9 protein-coding genes are annotated in these 19,751 nt (G+C 64.1%); 5 read left to right on the forward strand and 4 right to left on the reverse strand.

The window, feature by feature from the left end; translation table 11 throughout:
• The first annotated feature begins 42 nt into the window (after nucleotides 1-42).
• On the forward strand, nucleotides 43-9,141 hold the full coding sequence (locus tag HB860_RS05520; RefSeq protein ID WP_247625994.1) for a type I secretion C-terminal target domain-containing protein: 9,099 nt from the start codon (nucleotides 43-45) through the stop codon (nucleotides 9,139-9,141).
• A 282-nt stretch (nucleotides 9,142-9,423) separates the two neighbouring features.
• Here HB860_RS05520 and glpC read toward each other — a convergent pair whose 3' ends face one another.
• From glpC to HB860_RS05540, 4 genes are all read right to left on the reverse strand, one after another.
• A complete protein-coding gene (gene glpC, locus HB860_RS05525; protein ID WP_247625995.1) occupies nucleotides 9,424-10,626 on the reverse strand; it encodes an anaerobic glycerol-3-phosphate dehydrogenase subunit GlpC in 1,203 nt (400 codons plus the stop codon).
• Nucleotides 10,627-10,729: 103 nt separating this feature from the next.
• Complete coding sequence (gene glpB, locus HB860_RS05530) at nucleotides 10,730-12,007, reverse strand: glycerol-3-phosphate dehydrogenase subunit GlpB (protein WP_247625996.1); 1,278 nt, start codon at nucleotides 12,005-12,007, stop codon at nucleotides 10,730-10,732.
• On the reverse strand, nucleotides 12,004-13,680 hold the full coding sequence (gene glpA, locus HB860_RS05535) for an anaerobic glycerol-3-phosphate dehydrogenase subunit A (RefSeq protein ID WP_247625997.1): 1,677 nt from the start codon (nucleotides 13,678-13,680) through the stop codon (nucleotides 12,004-12,006). The genes glpB and glpA overlap by 4 nt, the downstream gene beginning before the upstream one ends.
• 222 nt (nucleotides 13,681-13,902) lie before the next feature.
• Nucleotides 13,903-14,358, reverse strand: coding sequence for a YchJ family protein (locus HB860_RS05540; protein ID WP_247625998.1), 456 nt, complete (start codon nucleotides 14,356-14,358; stop codon nucleotides 13,903-13,905).
• A 130-nt stretch (nucleotides 14,359-14,488) separates the two neighbouring features.
• Here HB860_RS05540 and HB860_RS05545 point away from each other — a divergent pair, with 130 nt between their 5' ends.
• The 4 genes from HB860_RS05545 (at nucleotide 14,489) to HB860_RS05560 (ending at nucleotide 19,718) form a co-directional block, all read left to right on the forward strand.
• On the forward strand, nucleotides 14,489-16,156 hold the full coding sequence (locus HB860_RS05545) for a methyl-accepting chemotaxis protein (protein WP_139434279.1): 1,668 nt from the start codon (nucleotides 14,489-14,491) through the stop codon (nucleotides 16,154-16,156).
• A 104-nt stretch (nucleotides 16,157-16,260) separates the two neighbouring features.
• Nucleotides 16,261-17,472 (forward strand): ROK family protein, encoded by a 1,212-nt coding sequence (locus HB860_RS05550; RefSeq protein ID WP_139434280.1) that lies wholly within the window; start codon nucleotides 16,261-16,263, stop codon nucleotides 17,470-17,472.
• Nucleotides 17,469-19,052 carry an ATP-binding protein gene (locus HB860_RS05555; RefSeq protein WP_247625999.1) on the forward strand — a complete coding sequence of 528 codons (1,584 nt, stop codon included), beginning with the start codon at nucleotides 17,469-17,471 and terminating at the stop codon, nucleotides 19,050-19,052. The genes HB860_RS05550 and HB860_RS05555 overlap by 4 nt, the downstream gene beginning before the upstream one ends.
• On the forward strand, nucleotides 19,053-19,718 hold the full coding sequence (locus HB860_RS05560) for a response regulator (protein WP_247626000.1): 666 nt from the start codon (nucleotides 19,053-19,055) through the stop codon (nucleotides 19,716-19,718).
• Nucleotides 19,719-19,751 lie beyond the last annotated feature (33 nt).

Raw genomic sequence — 19,751 nt, forward strand, 5'->3', positions numbered from 1 at the left:
AAGGCCATCACCCACAACGGCGAGACCCTGATCTGGCAGGAGGTGCCGGGCAGCAACGGCCACAGCTTCCAGGGGGTGACCGCGAGCGGCACCCTGGTGCTGAGCGTGACCCTGCCGAGCGTGCCGGGCAGCATAGCGGCCCACAGCTCGGCGACCCTGGATTATCAGATCACCGTACACACCAACCTGGATCACGGCGCCGACGACAGGCTCAACCTGACCCTGCCGGTGCAGGTGACCGACAGCGACGGCTCGGTGATCACCGGCAACACCACGGCAGTGATCACCGATGCGGCCAATCCGAGCCTTGGCATCGACAGCGGCATCAGCCTGCAGGAAGGAGGCGCCAGCCACTCCCTGGATGGCCAGCTGCCGGTCAATGTGGGCAGCGATCGCCTGGTTTCCCTCAATTTCGAGGCAAGCCAGCCTGCCCTGGATGGTCTCACCAGCGGCGGCAAACCGACCAGCTATCAGGTCAATGGCAACCAGATCACCCTGCTGGATGCCGGCGGCAAGACCATTCTGACCGTGACACTGGATCTGGATGGCAAGTACCATGTGAAGCTCGATGGCGTGCTGGATCAACCGGTGGGCACCAACAGCGTCAACCTGGGGCTGCAGGTAGTGGGCAGCGACTTTGACGGCGACAAGAGCAACCTCGGCACCCTCAATATCCAGATCACCGACGGCGCCTTGCCCCAGGTCGACCCCGTTTCCCTCACCCTGACGGAAGACAGCGACTGGACGGTCGGTCAGACCCTGACCGGGGATCTCGATATCACCGCCGGCACCGATCCTCTGGTTAATATCAGCTTCGATGCCAGCCAGCCGGGCCTGCAGGGGCTCACCAGCGGCGGGCAACCCGTTGTCATCAACATCAGCGGCAACAGCATCAGCGGCGCGGTCAACGGCCAGAATGTGTTTACCCTGACGCTGGATCAGAAAGGTCACTACATCTTTACCCTGAACCAGCCGCTGGATCAGGGCAGTGCGGACAGCCTGCTGAAGGCGGGCTTCACCCTCACCGACAGCGATGGGGATACCGTGTCCTCTTCCCTGAGCGTCACCATCGGCGACGGCGCCAACCCGGTGATCAGCGCCGTGACCGGCACCGCCATGACGGAAGCCAATCAAGGGGCCAAGGATGTGGTCAGCCACATGAGCTTCACCGTGAGCCACGGCTCCGATGCGCTCGATGCAAGCAGCCTGAAATTCGACATTTCGGCCATCCAGCAGAGCCTGGATGGCAAATACAGCAGCCACGGCAGCCCGGTGACCTTCACCCTGGATGCCAATGGGGATCTGGTGGGCACCAGTGCGGACGGCCGCGAGGTGCTGCGCGCCGAGCTGGGTCTGGTGGACAACAACGGCAACTGGAGCGTCACGGCCAAGGTTGTCCTGAGCGCCGAGCTGGATCACCAGGGTAGCGAGTCTCTGGATCTGCCGCTCACAGTGACCCTGACCGACAAGGACGGGGACAGGGTCTCCACCGACTTGCCACTCACCATCAAGGATGGCAATGCGCCCGGCTTCGTGGCTGGCCCCGGCGTCAATCTGGATGAGCGTGGGCTCGATGGCAGCAATACCCTGACCGGCACCGGCCACTTTACCGTGGACGCGGGCTCGGATCGGGTGAGTGAGGTCTCCTTTGCGGATGTGAACGAGCAGCCGGCCCTGACTGCCCTGGGCCAGAGCGTGAAATACGAACTGGTGGATGGCGATGCCGCCATCCCGGGCAACCAGATCCTCAGGGGCTATGTGGAAGTGAACGGGGTGCGGGTCGAGGTGCTGCAGGTGGAGATCAGCGGCAAGCTCGACAACGCCGCCAGCAACGGCTTTGACTACAAGGTGACCCTGTTCGAGGGGGTACACCAGGCCAATGGCAGCAGCACCGAGCTGCCGTTCAAGATCAATGTCGTCGACAGCGACAAGGGTTCCGGTAACAACGACACTACCTCTGGCACCCTCAATATCAGCATCGCGGAAGGGGACAAGCCGACCCTCAGCCTCACCGGGGTGACCCTGACCGAGGGGCGCTTCGATGGCGCCGCGAGCAACCAGACCGCGGACGATCAGCAGGCCACCGGCACCCTGACCATCAAGGCGGATTCGGATCCCGTGGTGGACGTGCGCCTGACCCTCTCCGGCCAGGTCGTGGATGGGAGTGGCAAGGCCATCACCCACAACGGCGAGACCCTGATCTGGCAGGAGGTGCCGGGCAGCAACGGCCACAGCTTCCAGGGGGTGACCGCGAGCGGCACCCTGGTGCTGAGCGTCACCCTGCCAAGTGTGCCGGGCCGCATTGAGGCGCATACCGACGCGACCCTGGATTACAAGGTCACTGTGCACACCAACCTGGATCACGGCGCCGACGACAAGCTCAACCTGACCCTGCCGGTGCGGGTGACCGACAGCGACGGCTCGGTGATCACCGGCAACACCACGGCAGTGATCAACGATGCGGCTAATCCGGTGATCACCTCCATCGGAAGCGTTACCGTCAAGGAGTCGGATCTCAATGGTGGCAGTGGCCAGCACGTCGGCACCAGCCCGTCCGGGACGGGGGAGATCGCCGTCGGCCAGGTGACGATCGCCGCCGGGAGCGACCGGGTTGCCGCCCTGCAACTGGATGTGGCCCGCTTCAATGCCTTGAACACGCTCAGCTCTGGGGGCAAGGCAGTGACCCTCAGCGCCGACAGCCAGCCGGGTGTCTATCTCGGCAAGGACAGCGGGGGCAAGCTCATCTTCAAGCTGACCCTGGATGTCTCCGGCCGCTATACCTTCGAGCTGACCGGCAACCTGGACCACAGTGCCCAGGGCACGGATATGCTGGATATCCAGCTGCCGTTGCAGGCCCTGGACAGCGATGGGGATCTCAGCGCCGAGGTGATAGGGCACGTGAGCGTGCAGGATGATATTCCGTTTGCAGAACCTTATGTTAGCAAGCTCCAGAATGAAGGAGAGAGAGTGATCGGCGATCTGCTGGCCACCGCTAATGAAGGTGCGGACGATGCCGTGGTCAGGTCGGTCACCATCAATGGCACCGAGCACCCCATCGCCCCCAAGGGCGACACCACCATCACGGTCACAGACAGCACTGGGCAGACCATAGGCACTCTGGTGATCAATGCCGAGGGTAACTTCACTTTCACCGCCAAGGCGGGCATCGATCACAGCAACAATACCCTGGTGCAGAAGGTCGACTTCCACCTGGTGGATGGCGATGGCGACACTGCTGATAGTGTGCTGACCCTGACCATCAAGGACGAGGCGGGCAAGCTCAGCGTCAGCGCCGTCACCGGTGCCGAGGATGCGGGGGCCAGTGACCCCACTCATGGCATTCCCATCACCATGAATCTGGACATAGGCGACTACGATCGGGGCGAGTTTGTCGAGAAATTGCTTATCCAGGCGCCAGCCAATGTTCATGGCACCTTCTACTACAACGGAGTGGCGCTCACAACGGTGACTCAGGGTGGCAAGACCTGGTACCAGGTGCCGCCAGCGGCGATGCAAGCCGTTGTCGGTACCAACGACAAGTTCGAACTCAAGGGCGTGACCTTTGTGCCCGATCACGACTACTCGAGCTACAACGATGGCGGCAATCCGCTGCGCTTCCCGGTGCAGCTTCAGGTCGGCGTCACCGAGGGGAGCAAACCCTCGGTGCTGACCGGCAACCTGGATATCACTGTGCAGGGCATTGCCGACAAGCCGCTCTGGGATGGGGCAAGCACCAACCAGCACTACAGCATCAACGAGGATGGCAGTGGTGTTGCCCTCAATGTGCAGGCCAACCTGACGGATAGCGATGGCTCCGAGACGTTGAGCTACCAGATCACGTGGGCGTCCGGCGAGGGCAGCCTGACCCTGAACGGCAAGGTGCTCACACCCGATGCAAACGGCCTGGTGACCGTCTCTGCGGGGGAGATCAACAAGGTCACCGTGGTGCCCGGCAAGGACTACAGCGGCGACATCAAGCTCATAGTGATCCCGGTCAGCACCGAGAAGACCCCTGTCGTGACCGATAAGGTGACAGCCCTCGGCGATCCCATCGAACTGGTGATCAACGTCAACCCGCAGGCGGATGACGCCAAGCTGACGGTGCGTGACATCCAGGGCAAGGAAGACAACTTGCTGGATCTGGGCAGCAAGATAGTGCTCGCCCATCTGGGGGATACCGCAGATGGCTCCGAGCAGATGTTCGTGCGCATCAGCGGCCTGCCCGCCGGTGCCACCCTCTGGCTCGGCGGCGTGGCGGTCACCCCGGATGCGAACGGTTATTACGAGGTGCCCTATGCCCGCATCGGCGAGCTCAAGCTGGAGCCGCCGAAGGACAGCAACGTCGACTTCGATCTCGGTATCCAGGGGGTGGTGAAAGATACCGCCACCCTGACCGATGCCAACGGCCAGACCCACACAGTGGTCAACGAGAAGGTGACCGGCAGCCAGAACCTGCATGTGGATCTGGTGGGGGTGGTGGATGAGCCTCACTTCAATCTGGACAGCACCGGCTGGAGCCAGGATGGCAAGGGCTATGTCACCACCATAGGAGAAGATGGCAAGGCACCGCTGGACTTCAAACTGGTGTCGGGAGAGACGACGGGCGATGGCTCCGAAACCCTCAACCTGGTGCTGGAAGGCTTGCCGGAAGGAGCCAAGGTGTTTGATGGCAACGGCAAGGAGCTGACCCTGACCTACGCAGGTAAGGATGCCCACGGCAAACCCGTCTATCAGGTCGACGTCTCGAGTCTGGGCAACCTGCAGATCCAGCCGCCCCCCAACAGCACCGCCGACATCCACCTCATCGGCCACGTGGTGGTGACCGAAAACGACGGGGATCACAAGAGCTTCGATGTGCCGCTCACCATCAAGGTGGAGCCGGTGATCGACGCCGGTGACTATGCCAAGACCAGCCAGGGTCTGGAGGATCAGTTCACCGTCCTCGACTGGCAGCCTGACCTGACCGACGGCACCGAAAAAGTGACTCACCTCAGTCTCTCCGGCATAGAGCCAGGTTATGAGATCTGGATCCGCGTAGGTGGGGTTGAGACCCAGCTCACCGTGAACGGCGGCAAGGTGGAGTTGAGTGATGCGGATCTGAAGAGCCTGCTCGGCGGCGGTCAGCTGCTGGTGAAGGGACCGGAGGACAGCGACAGGGACACCACTATCCAGAGCCATGTGACCGTGACCCAGGTCGATGTGGATTCCAGCGTCACGGCCCAGAAGGTGATCGACGGCACCCTGCACGTGGATATCCAGGCAGTTGTGGAGCCTGATGGTCAGTTACAGGTAGACAACCCTGTCTTGTTGGGTTTCCTCGATCAGCCGGTAGATCTGGTAGGGGCTTTCAGTTTTGAAGATCTCGACCCCAGCAGCAGTGAGCGGATCGACTATCTGGTGATCAGCGGCCTGCCTGAGGGATTCGTTGTCAGTGGTGGTATCAGTGATGGTAAGGGCAACTGGACTGTTCCGGCTGGCAATCTGGGCAATTACAGTTTGCAGGCGCCAGATGGCTTTACTGGCCGGGTTAATTTCACGGTCAGTGCTCGGATTCTGGACTACAGCGATGACGGAGATATCAGTGCCCCCGTGGTTCGCGAAATGCCCGTATCGGCAATCTTCATCTTTGCCAATGCGACCGATGAAAAAGCCGCTCAAATCATATTCCAACCTGCTGCCGTAGTCGGGGTTGAGGATCATGCTGTCGATCTCGGGGCTCAGCTCAAATCGCAGATTGTGATTGCGAGCCAGGACAGTAGCCACGATGAAGTGAGTATTGTCATCACAGGGCTCCCGCCGGGAGTCACTTTGCAGGGGCTCAATTTCGACTTCGTCAATGGCGAATACCTGATCAAACTGCCGACCAGTCTGAGTGGTCTGGAGAATTTGATGCTGGGGTTACCCACGGATTACGCCGGCACACTCAATCTGAACGTGCGAGTCGTTAATACCGATACTACCAGCGGCGATACCAAGCTGGTCGAGAAGCTAGTCACTCTCTCCATTACTCCGGAAGTGGATATCAACGGTGGCCAGGATGGTCAGCCCGAACTGACGCTGCAGGTCAAGGATGTGAACGGTCAGCCCAGCAACCTGGAAGACACCAAGATCCACCTCGATCTCTCGGTCAGGCTCGCGGACATCAGCCCCTCGGTGGCCAATGGCGGCCTGGAGACGGTGGAGAAGGTGACCCTGACCGTCGATGCCAAGTATGGCCATTTCCTCGATGCCAACAAAAATCCCGTCCAGTCCCTGGTGGTGGATGCCAACGGCCTCAAGGATCTGGTGTTCGTGCCCAAGCAGCACTTCAGCGGTCAGGTCCCCCTGGGGATCAAGGTGGACATTCTGGACACCGCCACCACGGGGATGGATCGCGGCAGCTGGAGCGGCAATGCCAGCTTCGAGGTGCTGCCGGTCAACGATCCGGCCCAGCTCACGGTGAAGGATGTGAACGGCAACGAGGATGGCAGCGTCAACCTCGGCGGGCTGGGCGCGACCCTGATCGACAATGATGGCTCCGAGCAGATAGTGGCGCTGCAGATCAAGGGCGTGCCGGACGGCTTCACCCTGTCTGCCCCTGCGGTCAACAACGGCGGCGGCGTCTGGCAGGTGCCGGTGGGCACAGATTTCTCCAAGCTGACCCTGATCCCGCCGGCAGACTTCAGCGGCAGCGTGGAGCTCACCCTGAGCGCCTTCACCCTGGACAAGGGGCTGACCCTGCCTCTCGAGACCAAGGGCAGCTTCACCGTCACCGTCAACCCGGTGGGGGATCCCATCATCGCCGACATTCAAGACAAGGCGAGCGGCACGGAGGGGGATGTGATCACCCTGAACCTGGGGCTGGAGTCCAAGGACACCCAGGCCACCGGCGGCAGCGCCACCAATGTTAACGAGAACGGCCCGGAGCAGGTGCGAGTCACCATCGAGGGGGTACCCGATGGCGCCGAAATTCGCCTGCCAAACGGGGTCAATGGCACTGTGGTGGATCTGGGCGGCGGTGTCTGGCAGGTCACCACGGAGGGCACCAAGCTGGGTGCCGTGGAGCTGGTGACCAAGGATGCCAATGGCACCCTGGATCTCAAGGTGACGGCCCAGAGCCTGGACAACGGCGCCCTCGGCCCAGAGGTCAACGGCACCATCCAGGTGGAGGTGAGCCCGGTCAACGACGCCCCCATCAACGTGCTGCCAGCGGATCCCCAGGTGGCCCAGGAGGACAAGCCCTTCGTCATCCAGGGTCTGCAGGTGAAGGATGTGGACGCGGGTAGCGGCACCATGGAGGTGCGTCTGTCGGTGGAACACGGCACCCTCAACCTGCCGGCAGGGAGCGGCGTGACCGTGACCGGCAACGGCACCGGATCTCTGGTGCTGACCGGCTCCCTGGCGGATCTCAATGCTCTGCTCTCCGGTGGTGTGACCTATCAGGGCAATCCGGACTATCACGGCAACGACAACCTGACCATGGTCACCAATGACAATGGCAACACCGGCAGCGGCGGTGCCCTGAGTGACACCGACGTGCTCCCCATCGAGGTGCAGCCGGTCAACGACGCCCCCGTCAACGTGCTGCCGGACACCCCTCAGGTGGCGCAGGAGGATACTCCCTTCGTCATCAAGGGTCTGCAGGTACAAGACGTGGATGCGGGCAGCAGCCCCATGGAGGTGCGTCTGTCGGTCCTGCACGGCACCCTGGTGCTGGCGGACGGCAGCGGGGTGACAGTGGTCGGCAGCGGCAGCAATACCCTGGTGCTGAGCGGATCGCAAGATGCCATCAATGCCCTGCTGGCGGGGGGCGTGACCTATCAGGGCGAGCAGGACTTCAATGGTCAGGATGCCCTGACCATGGTGACCAATGATCAGGGCAACACCGGCAGCGGTGGCGCCCTGGCCGACACCGACGTGCTGCCCATCGAGGTGGAGGCGGTCAACGATGCCCCTGTGACCCAGGTGCCGGGGGCCATGCAGGTGAAGGAGGATGGTTCACTGTCCCTCTCCGGGATCAGCGTGAAGGACGTGGATGCGGGCACGGCCCCCATGTCCATGGTGCTGCGGGTCGAGCACGGCGTGCTGACCCTGCTCGGGGCGGCGGGCGCCGTCTCGGTGCAGGGGGCGGGTACCAGCGAGATCACCCTGGTGGGCTCCCTTGATGATCTTAACAACCTCATCAATGGCAACCTGCATTACGAGCCGGCCAAGGACTTCTGGGGACAGGACAACCTGACCATCACCACCTCGGATCAGGGCAATACCGGGTCGGGCGGTGTCCTGACCGACAGCGCCCAGATTGGCATCCAGGTGACCGCGGAGGCAGACGATCCCCAGCTCAGCCTGGGTACCCACGACATCCATACCCTGCAAGGAGCCTGGGTGCCGCTCAACCTGAGCGCCAGCGTGGTCAACCCGGCGCCGGGAGAACTCTCCATCCGCATCCAGAATCTGGGGGGGGCCCAGGTGGTGGACGAGCACGGCCAGAGTGTGGGCCATGCGGACAGCAACGGCGACTGGCTGCTGCCGGGGGATCAGTCCGTGCCCCTCTACCTCAGCGGTCTGACGGCGGGGGATCATGCCCTGACCCTGAGTGCGGAATCCAGCACGGGTGGCAGCACCCTGAGATCGGCCGAGGAGACTCTCAATATCCACAGCCAGAGCGGCCATGATCTGCTGGGCTCGGATCAGAGCGACTGGCTGTTCGGCTCTACCGGTGACGATCGTATACTGGGTGGCCTGGGGGATGACATGCTCAGGGGCGGTCAGGGCAACGACATCCTGACCGGTGGCGCGGGCAGCGATCTCTTCGTGTGGGGCAGCGGCGATGAGGGGACGGCGGCCTTGCCGGCCATCGACACCGTCACCGACTTCCACCCGGAGGAGGGGGACAAGATAGATCTGGCGGATCTGCTCAAGGGGGTGACCGACAACAGCGTGGATGGCTTGCTGGGCCACCTCTCTGCGTCTGTGACCACGGGCAGCGCGGGCCTGAGCGATGTGAACCTCTCGGTCTCTCCGGCGGGGGATGGTCAGGTGACCCAGCAGATCACCCTGAAGGACGTGGATCTGAGCGGCTGGAACCTGAGCGGCTCCTCCTCTCACGACATACTGCAGTCCATGCTGGATCAGCACAGCCTGATCATCCAGCACCCCTGAGTCTGAGGGAGACAGCACCATAGAAAAGAGCCGGCAATTGCCGGCTCTTCTTTTGCCAGGTTTTTACCCGTCGGCCCCTTTGATGAACGGGCCGTCCGGCCGGATGTTGGAAGAAGATCAGGCCAGTGCCTGGGCCAGCAGATGGATCGGGTGCTTGCAGCGGCAGGTCGGAGTGCTCATCTCGACAAGTCTCTGCCTATGCCCCTGTCTGCTGCCCGCTATACCAACGCCTGGGCCAACAGGTGGCTGGGGTGTTCGCAGCGAGATAGGGACGTGCTCATCTCAAGCCAAGGCTTTGGCCAGCAGGTGGATCGGATGCTCGCAGCGAAACGCCGTGCTCATCTCTATCTGCCACTTGCAGGTCTCGCAGTCGGTGATCACCAGATCGGGCTCCAGCCGGTTTATCTGATCGAACAGCCCTTCGCCTATGGTCTGGCTGGTTTCGTAGTTCTCCGACTTGAAGCCATAGGTGCCGGCGATGCCGCAGCACTGGGACTCCAGTACCGTCACCTTGACCCCGGGAATGGCACGCAAGAGTTCCAGGGTGTAGATGACGCCCCCCATCTTCTCCATGTGGCAGGGAGTGTGGTAGGCGATGTGCAGATTGAGCGGCTTCATCGCCGGCTTGTTGCCCTGGTAGAACTCGTTCCAGATAAAGCGCGTCACCAGCGAGATGCGATCCCGCACCTTGTGGTTGTCCTGCTCCAGCAGGTGGGGGTATTCGTCGCGCAGGGTAAAGCCGCAGGTGGAGGAGGTGGCCAGCAGCGGCATCTCGTTGCCGAGCAGGGAGTTCTCCATCTGCTGGATGTTGAAGGCCGCCTGGCGCTTGGCCTTGTCCATGAAGCCGTTGGCGATGAGCGGCACGCCGCAGCACTTCTCCCGCGCAAGCAATTGGACGCCGATGTTCATGGCGTTGAGCACCTGCACCAGCTCCTTGCCAAGCTGCGGGTGGTTGTAGTTCACGTAGCAGCCGTGGAAGTAGGCTATCTGGCGCGCATAGCTGGCCTGGGTGGCCTTCTGCTTCTTGTACCAGCCGCGGAAGGTGCCCTGGGAGTACTTGGGCAGATCGCGGTGGGAGGAGACCCCCAGCGCCTTGTCCAGCACCAGCTTCATCGGCTTGAGGCCGGTGGTGAAGTTGACCACAGGGGCCATCAGGGTGGACATGCTGCCCATGAGATCCGTGTGGGAGAGCACGAACTCGCGTACTCCCGGTTTGAAGCCGCTGTACTGGTGCTTGGCTTTGGCGATGATGTCGCCGATGCGCACCCCGCTCGGGCAGGCCACCTCACAGCGCTTGCAGTTGGTGCAGTGCTTGAGGGCGCTGTCAAAGAGCTCCGGGCTCTTGATCCGCAGCCGCTCCCCATCCGGGCCCGCCTGTTTGGGGCCGGGATAGGCGGGGTTGGCCTTGGCCACCGGGCAGTAGGCGGTACAGACGGTGCATTTGATGCACTGATCGAAGGTTTGGTTGGCATGATCCAGTAGCATGATTTACTCCTCCCGGGCCGGATAAAAAGCGCAAGGGACGCGGCAATGGGATTGTCGAGCGGGCAGTTGGCTGCCCGCAGTCAGGAAGTGAAGGGGAGGCATCTCAGCCCTCCGCCAGAATATGGCCGGCGGCCTGCCAGCCGGTGGCGACGGCGACCCCGGAGCCCGAGCCCTCTTTGACGGGGTCGTAGTGGGCCAGCACGCTGCCGGCGCCATAGAGGTTGGCAAGGGGCTTGCCGCCGCGCAGCACCCGCAGCTGGTCGTCGGTCTTGACCCCAAAGCCCATGAAGGGGTGGTGGTCGAACAGGCGGCGACCGGCCCAGGCATCGCGCTCGGGCAGGCTCAGGACGTCGGCGTCGAAGATGGGCTCGCGAATGCCCCCGAGGCGGGACTCCAGCCCGCGGCTGAAGAAGCTGCCGGAGGCGAGCACGAAGTGGTCCGCCTCGAACAGCTGATCGTCGCCATTCTGGCTGTGTACGCCTACCACCCTGTCGCCCTCGTAGCGGGCCCCCAGCACCCGCTCGCTGGTGAGGAAGGTGCCGCCGAGGGCCAGGAAGCGGCGCTTGAGGGCCTCCTGCATTCGCATCCCGATGAGGGACGGCGGCATGGTGGCCACCTCCTTGATGGTGCAGCCGGTGCGCTGCTCCAGCTCTGCCAGACGGGGGCCGACCAGCCCCAGGGACAGGCAGGCGGGCAGCACTATATGGCGGCAGCCCGGCTCGCCGCACTCCTGCACCATGCGGCCTATCTCGCGGGCCAGATCCGTCAGCAGGTCCTGCTTGTCGTGCTGCTGTTTGTCAAACAGGCGGGCGATGTCCGCGGAGCGAAATTCGTGGGGATTGCGGCTGAACGCGGCGAGCTGGGGCAGGCGAATTTCACCGGTCAGGATGCGGCTGTGGGCGAAGCGCGAGTGGGTTGCCAGATTGGCTGCCGCCAGCGCCGGGTGGAAGTCGCGAAAGCCCTCGAGGGTGGCCAGCAGCAGGACGTCCGGTGCGGGTGCCTCCGTGACGCAGGCGCAGGTCTCGGGGGAGAGCCAGGTCGATTTCAGGGTGCCTATGGGGGTCAGGCGCTGGTGGTTGCGCTCCTGGCGAAACAGGGGCAAGCCCTGCAGGGCGCAGTGGCGCTGCAGATCCGCGAGGCTCGCCTCTATGCTGGCAAGGCCCACCTTGCTGTAGGGGTGATCCGGATGGGCGGCCATAAAGGCGGGCAGGGCGGCGCGGGGATCTCCCTCGCTTTCGAGCAGATCCACCGAGCCGGAGGAGAAGTGCAGGGCGCTCTGGCCCGAGGCCATCAGTAGCGCCTTCTGGCCCGCCTCGGCCAGGCGCAGGGCCGCCGACAGGCCTGCCATGCCGCCGCCTATCACGATAGTGTCAAATTTCATGGCTGCACTCCTTGGCTGGATGGGCTGGACGGGGTCCGGGCGAGGGGGAAGGGGGGCTCCGCCACCAGGTGGGGCGCCGTCCACTCCCCCAGACCAAAGAGCCCTTCGTAGATCCAGTAGGTAAACTCGGCTTCGCGCAAGGCATCGCCCCAGAGCACGGGGCGGGTCCCCTTGTAGCGCTCCTCGAGGAACTGGCGCAGCATGACACAGGTCTCACGGCCATCGGCCTTGCCGTACTCCTGCATCAGGCCGGCGGCGCGGTAGGCGCACAGCTCCCCCTGACAGGGACCCATGCCGAGGCGGGTGCGGCGGCGCAGATCCACCAGATTGTCCACGTCGAGATCCCGCAGGGCGTATTCGATTTCGCCAGCGGTGACCATCTCGCACTCGCAGATGAGGGCGTTGGCCTTGGGGTTGTCCCTGAAGAAGGCGATGACCCGCTCGCCATGGCGGTACTGGGCCGAGCCTTCCACCGGCACCGAGAGACCGGGGGCGGAGACCTTTTCCGGATCCCGCGAGCCGGGCAGATTGAGTTCGGCGGTGCGGCAGGGCCTGCTATTGCCGAGCTTGCTGGCGACGAGATCCGTGGCCCATTCGGCCATCAGGCGGTAGGTCATCAGCTTGCCGCCGGTGATGGTGTTGAAGCCCTTGAGGCCATCACGCTCGGCATGATCCAGCAGCACTATGCCGCGACTGATGTTGCGGCCGCTCTCGTCGCCGTCCACCGCCACCAGGGGGCGCACCCCGGCGTAGGCGCGCAGCAATCGGGTGCGGGCCATGATGGGGGCCAGTTTTATCCCCTCGCGCAGCAGCACCTCCACCTCGTCGGGCTCGACGGTGAGCTGGTCAATCTTGTGGTAATCGATGCGACTCGACGTGGTGCCGATGAGGGAGATGGTGTCGCCCGGCACCAGGATGTCCGCGTCCGCCGGTTTGCGGGCGCGGTTGAGCACCAGCTGGTTGATGCGGTAATCCATGATGAGCAGGGAGCCCTTGGCCGGGAACATGCGGATGCCGAGGTCGGCGTATTCGCAGATCTGCTGGCCCCAGATGCCGGCGGCGTTGATCACCTCCTGGCACTCCACCTCGAACGCCTCGCCGGTGCGGGTGTTGATGGCCTTGACCCCGTGCACCCTATCCTGAGTGCGGAGCAGCCCCAGCACCTTGCTGTGGGTGAAGATGCGGGCGCCGTGTTCCTTGGCGTCCAAGACGTTTGCGGCGGCCAGGCGGAACGGGTCGACGGTGCCGTCCGGCACATGGATGGCGCCTATCATCGCCGGGTTGGCGTTGGGTTCGAGCCGCAGCGCCTCGCGGGGATCCAGCTGGCGGGTGTCGATACCGGCCTGGGCACAGGCCTCCATGAAGGTGTTTTGGAAATTGATGTCATCTTCCGGCAGGGTGACGAAGAGGCCGCCGGTCGCCTCCACGCAGTGGCTGGCGATCCGCTTGAGGATGCGGTTCTCCTGAATGCACTCGCGGGCGGACTCCGGATCCGTCACCGCGTAGCGGGCCCCCGAATGGAGCAGGCCGTGGTTGCGCCCCGTGGTGCCAGCGGCGATGTCGTCCCGCTCCAGCAGGATGCAGTCGATGCCGCGCAGCGCGCAGTCGCGCATGATGCCGGCCCCGGTGGCGCCACCCCCTATGATGACGACTTCTGTGGTGATTCTTTTCATTCTTGCCCGTCTCATCTCTTCCAGATGAGGCCAGTGTGGCGCCTGTCTGGCTGAAAATGTTTGATATGGGCCAAATTAATGTTCGTAAACGCTCATTGTGTGTGAGGTGATGAGCGAAATGTGATGAGGGTCACGTCACCGCTGAGGCGGGCAGGGGGCTGCGCGAGAAGAGGAGGGGAAGGCCAGCCCGCGGGCTGGCCGGATGGCGGCGTGTGGGGAGGGTCAGCCGCAGCACTTCTTGAACTTCTTGCCGCTGCCACAGGGGCAGGGATCGTTGCGACCCGCTTTGGGCTGCGCCGGATCCTGCTCGCCGTCGGTGTAGACCCAGCGCCCCTGGTGGCGCACGAAGCGGGAGCGCTCGTGCAGACAGTGGCGCTCATCCCCCTCCCAAAACCAGGCCTTGAACTCCACCATGCCGGTCTCATCCGCAGGGCCGCCCTGGGCGGACAGGATCTCCAGCCCCGCCCAGCGGGTGTCGGTCGATGAGAGGTCGGCCGCGGTCAGCCCGTTCAGATAGTCCGGGTGCCAGCTGTAGACCAGGTACTCTCCCAAGCCCAGCACGAAGGCGCTGTAGCGGGAGCGCATCAGCTGCTCGGTGGTGGCGGCGGCCTGGCCGGCGTGAAGCGCGCCGCAGCATTGGGCGAGGGAAAGAGAGGAACCGCAAGGACATTGGCTCATGGGTCAGTTCATCGGGTCGATAATAGAAGGTGGCGGGATTGTAGCGAAGGCACTCCCCCTTCGGCCAGCACTCCATGGCTGAGAGAGCAGGAACGAAGCACCCACAATAAATGGCTAAAGGAAGTACAAGATGACGCTAAAGCAGAAAATTCTGTTGCTGGGGGCCATCCCCGTGCTGCTGATGGCCCTGGTGGTCAACCTCAGCAACTACCTGGTGGCCAGGAGCGACCTGGAGTCCGAGCTGGTGGTGGCGAGAGACAAGGCGGTCAAGGAGCGCAAGGCCCTGCTCAGCAGCTACCTGATGCTCGCCAAGACGGCCATCGAGAAAGAGTATGCCGCGCCGGACAGCCCGGAGGCCCGTGCCCGGGTGAAGGAGCTGCTGCGCCCCTTGCGTTATGGCAGTGACGGTTACTTCTTCGTCTACGACTTCCAGGGCAATACCCTGCTGCTGCCCACTCGCCCCGAGGTGGAGGGCAAGAACCGCTGGCAGGACAAGGATACCAAGGGCACCTTCCTCATTCAGGAGATCGTCAAGGCGGCCCGTGAGGGGGATGGCTACTCGGAGTACTGGACCAACAAGCCCTCCATCGGGCGGGATGCGCCCAAGCTCTCCTTCAACCTGGTGCTCGACAAGTACCAGTGGGTGGTGGGGACCGGCTTCTACATAGATGACATCGACACCGAGCTGGCGGCCCTGCGCAGCGAGCGCGAGGAGAACATGCACGGCTCACTGCAGAGCAGCGTGCTGCTCATTCTGGTGATCCTGGGGGTGACCCTGGCGGTGACAGTGGTGCTCGGCAACCGGGTCACCCGGCCGCTGGCGGATGCGGTCGCAGCCCTCAATGACATCGCCGACGGGGAGGGGGATCTGACCCGGCGCCTCAAGGTGCAGAGTCATGACGAGGTGGGTCAGCTGGCCAGCGCCTTCAACCGCTTCGTGGAGCGGATCCAGTCGGTGGTGAGCCAGGTCGGGGAGACCAGCCATCAGCTGCTGGGGGCCGTGGATCGCCTGCACAGCTTAAGCGAGCACGCCGACCGGCAGATGCAAGGCCACGGCAAGGAGACGGATCAGGTGGTCACCGCGGTGACCGAGATGAGCTCCACCGCCCAGGAAGTGGCGGCCAGCGCCTCCAACGCGGCCACGGCCACCAGCGACGCGGCGCGGGAATCCGATGCAGCCCGCGAGGTGGTGGGCAGCGCCATCGGCAGCATCAACCGTCTGGTGGAGGAGGTGCACACCGCCTCCGGTGTCATCGAGCAGCTGGCCCAGGAGACCGGCAAGATAGGATCCGTGGTGGAGGTGATTCGCGGCATCGCCGATCAGACCAACCTGCTGGCGCTCAATGCCGCCATCGAGGCGGCCCGGGCCGGTGAGCAGGGGCGCGGCTTTGCGGTGGTGGCGGACGAGGTCCGTTCGCTCGCCGGTCGCACCCAGCAGAGCACCAAGGAGATCAACGAGATGCTGCAGCGGCTGCAGGGCGGCGTGCGTCAGGCGGTGGAGGTGATGCAGGCGAGCGAATCGCGCAGCCAGGAGACGGTGCAGGAGGCGAGCCACATCGCCAGCTCCCTCGACAGCATGGTGACGGCGGTCAGCACCATCAACGACATGAACATCCAGATAGCGACCGCCGCCGAGGAGCAGCACGCGGTCTCCGAGGAGATCAACAAGAACCTGGTGGCCATACAGCAGATCGTCAGCGAGCTGACCGAGGCCGCCGGGGAGTCCAACACCACCACCCGGGCCCTGGCCGGTACGGGTGACAAATTGCGTCAACTCGTCTCCCGCTTCCGTTACTAGTCACATTTTTGCCGTCTGGACGTCATTTCCAGACGGCAAATTTGGGGATCGGCGCAGAATGTGGGAAAATCGCGCCATTCGTTCCTTTCGTTAGCCCCTACCCTATGAATGAGATCGTGAAAGGCAGTATCGATTTGATCCGTCAGCTCAACTACGGTCTGGTCTACGCCAGCCTGGAAGAGCACAAGGAACTGTCCCGTACCGATCTGTCCCGTTTGACCGGCCTCTCACCGGCCAGCATCACCAAGATCACCCGCGAACTGCTCGATGGCGGTCTGGTGGTCACCTGTGGCGAGAGCTCGGTGGGCCGTGGCCGTCGTCAGACCTTGCTGCGCATCAACGAGCGCCGCTTCCAGTTTCTCTCCATGCGTCTTGGCCGCGGTTACGTGGACATGGCCCTGTTCGATCTCGCCGGCCACTCCCTGGCGCGTCATCGCCACCTGTTCAGCGAGTCGGAACGCGACGATCTGCTGGCCAGCCTGGTGCGGGCCATCGAGGTTTTCCTGCCGAAGAAGGCCCTGCGGCTGGCCTGTATCGCCCTCTGCCTGCCCGGGCAGGTGGAGCGCCACTCCGGCATGGTCAAGCACTTCCCCTTCTATGATCTGCGCAACTGGCCGCTCGGGCCCAGCCTGCAAGAGGCCTTCGAGGTGCCCGTGCTGGTGAGCGGCGACGTGCGCACCTGGATCCAGGCCGAGCGGGAGTGGGGCGCCGCCAGGAACTGCGCCGATGCGGTGCTGGTGTTCGTCCATAACGACATAGGGGTGGGCATGGTGGTCAACGGCCAGCTCATCGAGAGCGAGTCGGCCCTGCTCGGAGATCTCAGCCACCTGCAGCTGGAACCCTATGGCCAGCGCTGCTACTGCGGCGGCTTCGGCTGCGCCTGTACGCTGGTGACCAACCAGGCCCTGGAGGCCCAGTACCGGGACCTGCGCGAGCGGATGCAGGAGCACGATCTGCCGGCGAGCGTCAATATCCGTGAGCTGTGCGAGCTGGCGCTGGCGGGCAACAGCCTGTGCCAGGACATACTGCATCAGGCGGCGGGCCGGCTCTCCCGGGTGCTGGCCAACCTCATCTGCCTGCTCAACCCGGGCAAGCTGCTGCTGGGGGGGGAGATCACCCGGGCCGATCGGCTGCTGTTCCCCATGCTGCACCAGTCCCTGGCGAGCCAATTGCCGGCGGAATACCTGGTGCGGCTGCAGATAGAGTCCACCCATTTTTACGAAGATCCCACCAAGCCCACCTCGGTGCAGGTGCACAAGGCCCTGCGCGATGGCAGCCTGCTGCTCGATCTGTTGCGAGGTGACAGGGAGGCATGAAGCTGGGGTTGCAAGGACGCATCCTGCTCATGCTCTGCCTGGTCAGCCTGCTGCAACTGGTGCTGCTGAGCGGGGCCAGCTACTACTATGTCGCCGAGCAGCGCTACTGGGAGGTGGGGGATCAGGCCCTGGACGTGGCGCGGCTGGTGGCCCGTGAGCCCGGCGTCATCGCCGGGGTGAAGCGGGTCGATCGGGCGCGGCTCAACGTGCTGGTGGAGCGGATGCGGGCCGAGGTCGGTGCCAGCTACATCGTCATCGGCGATGAGGAGGCGCGCCGCCTGGTGCACCCCAATGCGGACAGGATAGGCAAACCCATGATGGGGGACGATCCTGCCCGTGCCTTGCAGGGGGAGTTCTACATCTCCCGCGCCCAGGGCTCCCTCGGGGTCTCGGTGCGCGGCAAGGGGCCCATCCGGGATGAGATGGGCAGGGTCATCGGCGTGGTCTCGGTCGGTTATCTGGTGCGGGACATAGAGGCGGACCTGCAGGGTTTCCTGCGTTTCGGCCTCGCCATGACCCTCCTCATCGTGCTGCTCAACAGCGCCGCCGCGGCCTGGCTGGCCAAGCGCTACAAGCGGGCCCTGCTGGGGTTTGAGCCCGAGCAGATAGGGCGCCTCTATGCGGAGCTCGACTGCACCCTGCGCACGGTGCGCGAGGGGATACTCACCATAGACGAGCAAGGCAGGCTCACCTCCCTCAATCCCAACGGCATCCGGCTGCTGCGCCTCGATGAGCGGGCCGCGCAGGCCGCCATAGGCCAGCCCGTCACCCGCTTGCTGCCCGGCAGCCGCATGCTCTCCCTCATCCAGGATCCCCGGCCCCAGTATGACGAGGAGATAGTGCTCAACGGCCAGTCCCTCATCGTCAACCGGTTGCCCCTGGTGCAGGAGGGCAGACTGATTGGCGCCGTCTCGAGTTTTCGGCGCAAGGACGAGCTGGCCGAGCTCAGTGCCCAGCTCTCCCAGGTGCAGGCCTACAGCGATCTGCTGCGGGTGCAGACCCACGAACACAACAACCAGCTCGGCACCATAGCCGGTCTCATCGAGCTGGGGGCCACCCGGGAGGCGCTCGCCTTCATCGGCCGGGAGGCGGCCACCGAGCAGACCCTGCTGAGCTTTTTGATGGGGGCCATCGCCAAGCCCAAGGTGGCGGGTCTGCTGCTTGGCAAGTACCACAGGGCCCACGAGCTGGGACTGGTGCTGGAGGTGGACCCGGATTCCCGCCTGCACGACATCCCCGCCCGGGTCAGCGGCTCCCAGCTGGTGACCCTGCTTGGCAACCTCATCGACAACGCCTTCGAGGCGACCCGCCGCCATGGCGCCCCCTATCAGCCGATCCGGGTCTCTTTGAGCGATCTCGGCCAGGATCTCATCCTGGAGGTGGAGGACGGGGCCGGTGGGGTGGATCCCGCCCTGGCGGACACCTTGTTCGAGCGCGGGGTGAGCAGCAAGGCGGAGCCCGGCCACGGCATCGGCCTCGCCCTGGTGCGCAGGACCCTGGATGCCCTGCAGGGGACCATCACCATCGAAGCCACGGCGCAGGGAAGTTGCGTCGTCTGTTACATTCCCAAGGAGGTGTGAGTGATCAAGATCCTGATCGTCGAGGATGATCCGGCCATTGCCGAGATCCACCGTCGCTTCGTGCAGCGGCTGGCGGGGTTCGAGGTGCTGGGGGTGGCGCTCACCCTGTTCGATGCGAGAGAGCAGATAGCCATCCTCAAGCCTGATCTGGTGTTGCTGGACGTGTGGCTGCCGGACGGGGAGGGCTTCTCCCTGCTGCGGGAGCTGCGCCAGTGCGGGGCCCACCTCGACGTGATCCTGCTCACCGCCGCCCGTGAGGCCGCAGCCCTGCAGGAGGCGATGCGCCTCGGGGTGGTGGATTTCATCTTGAAACCCGTGGTGTTCGAGCGACTGCGCGACACCCTCGATAAATATTGCCAGAGCCGCGCCGCCCTGGCCGCCCTGGCGGACATCGATCAGCAGGCGGTGGATGCGCTCTTTGGCACCCCGCTGCAACAGGTGGCGGCGGGCGGCCTGCCCAAGGGAATAGACGCCCTCACCCTGCAAAGGGTGCTGGCGGCCCTCGATCAGCAGGGGGCCAGCGCCGAGGAGATAGGCAACCGGGTCGGGGTGAGCCGCACCACGGCGCGCCGCTACCTGGAGTTTCTGGTGGGCCAGCAGCTTGTGAGCCCCGAGCTCGAATACGGCACCGTCGGGCGGCCGGAGCGGCGCTATCGCCAGCGGTGAGTGGCCGGTTCCAACCCAAAAAAAAAGAGCGCC

It is taken from the genome of Aeromonas genomosp. paramedia (assembly GCF_023093515.1).
In the GTDB taxonomy this organism is placed as follows: Bacteria; Pseudomonadota; Gammaproteobacteria; order Enterobacterales; family Aeromonadaceae; genus Aeromonas.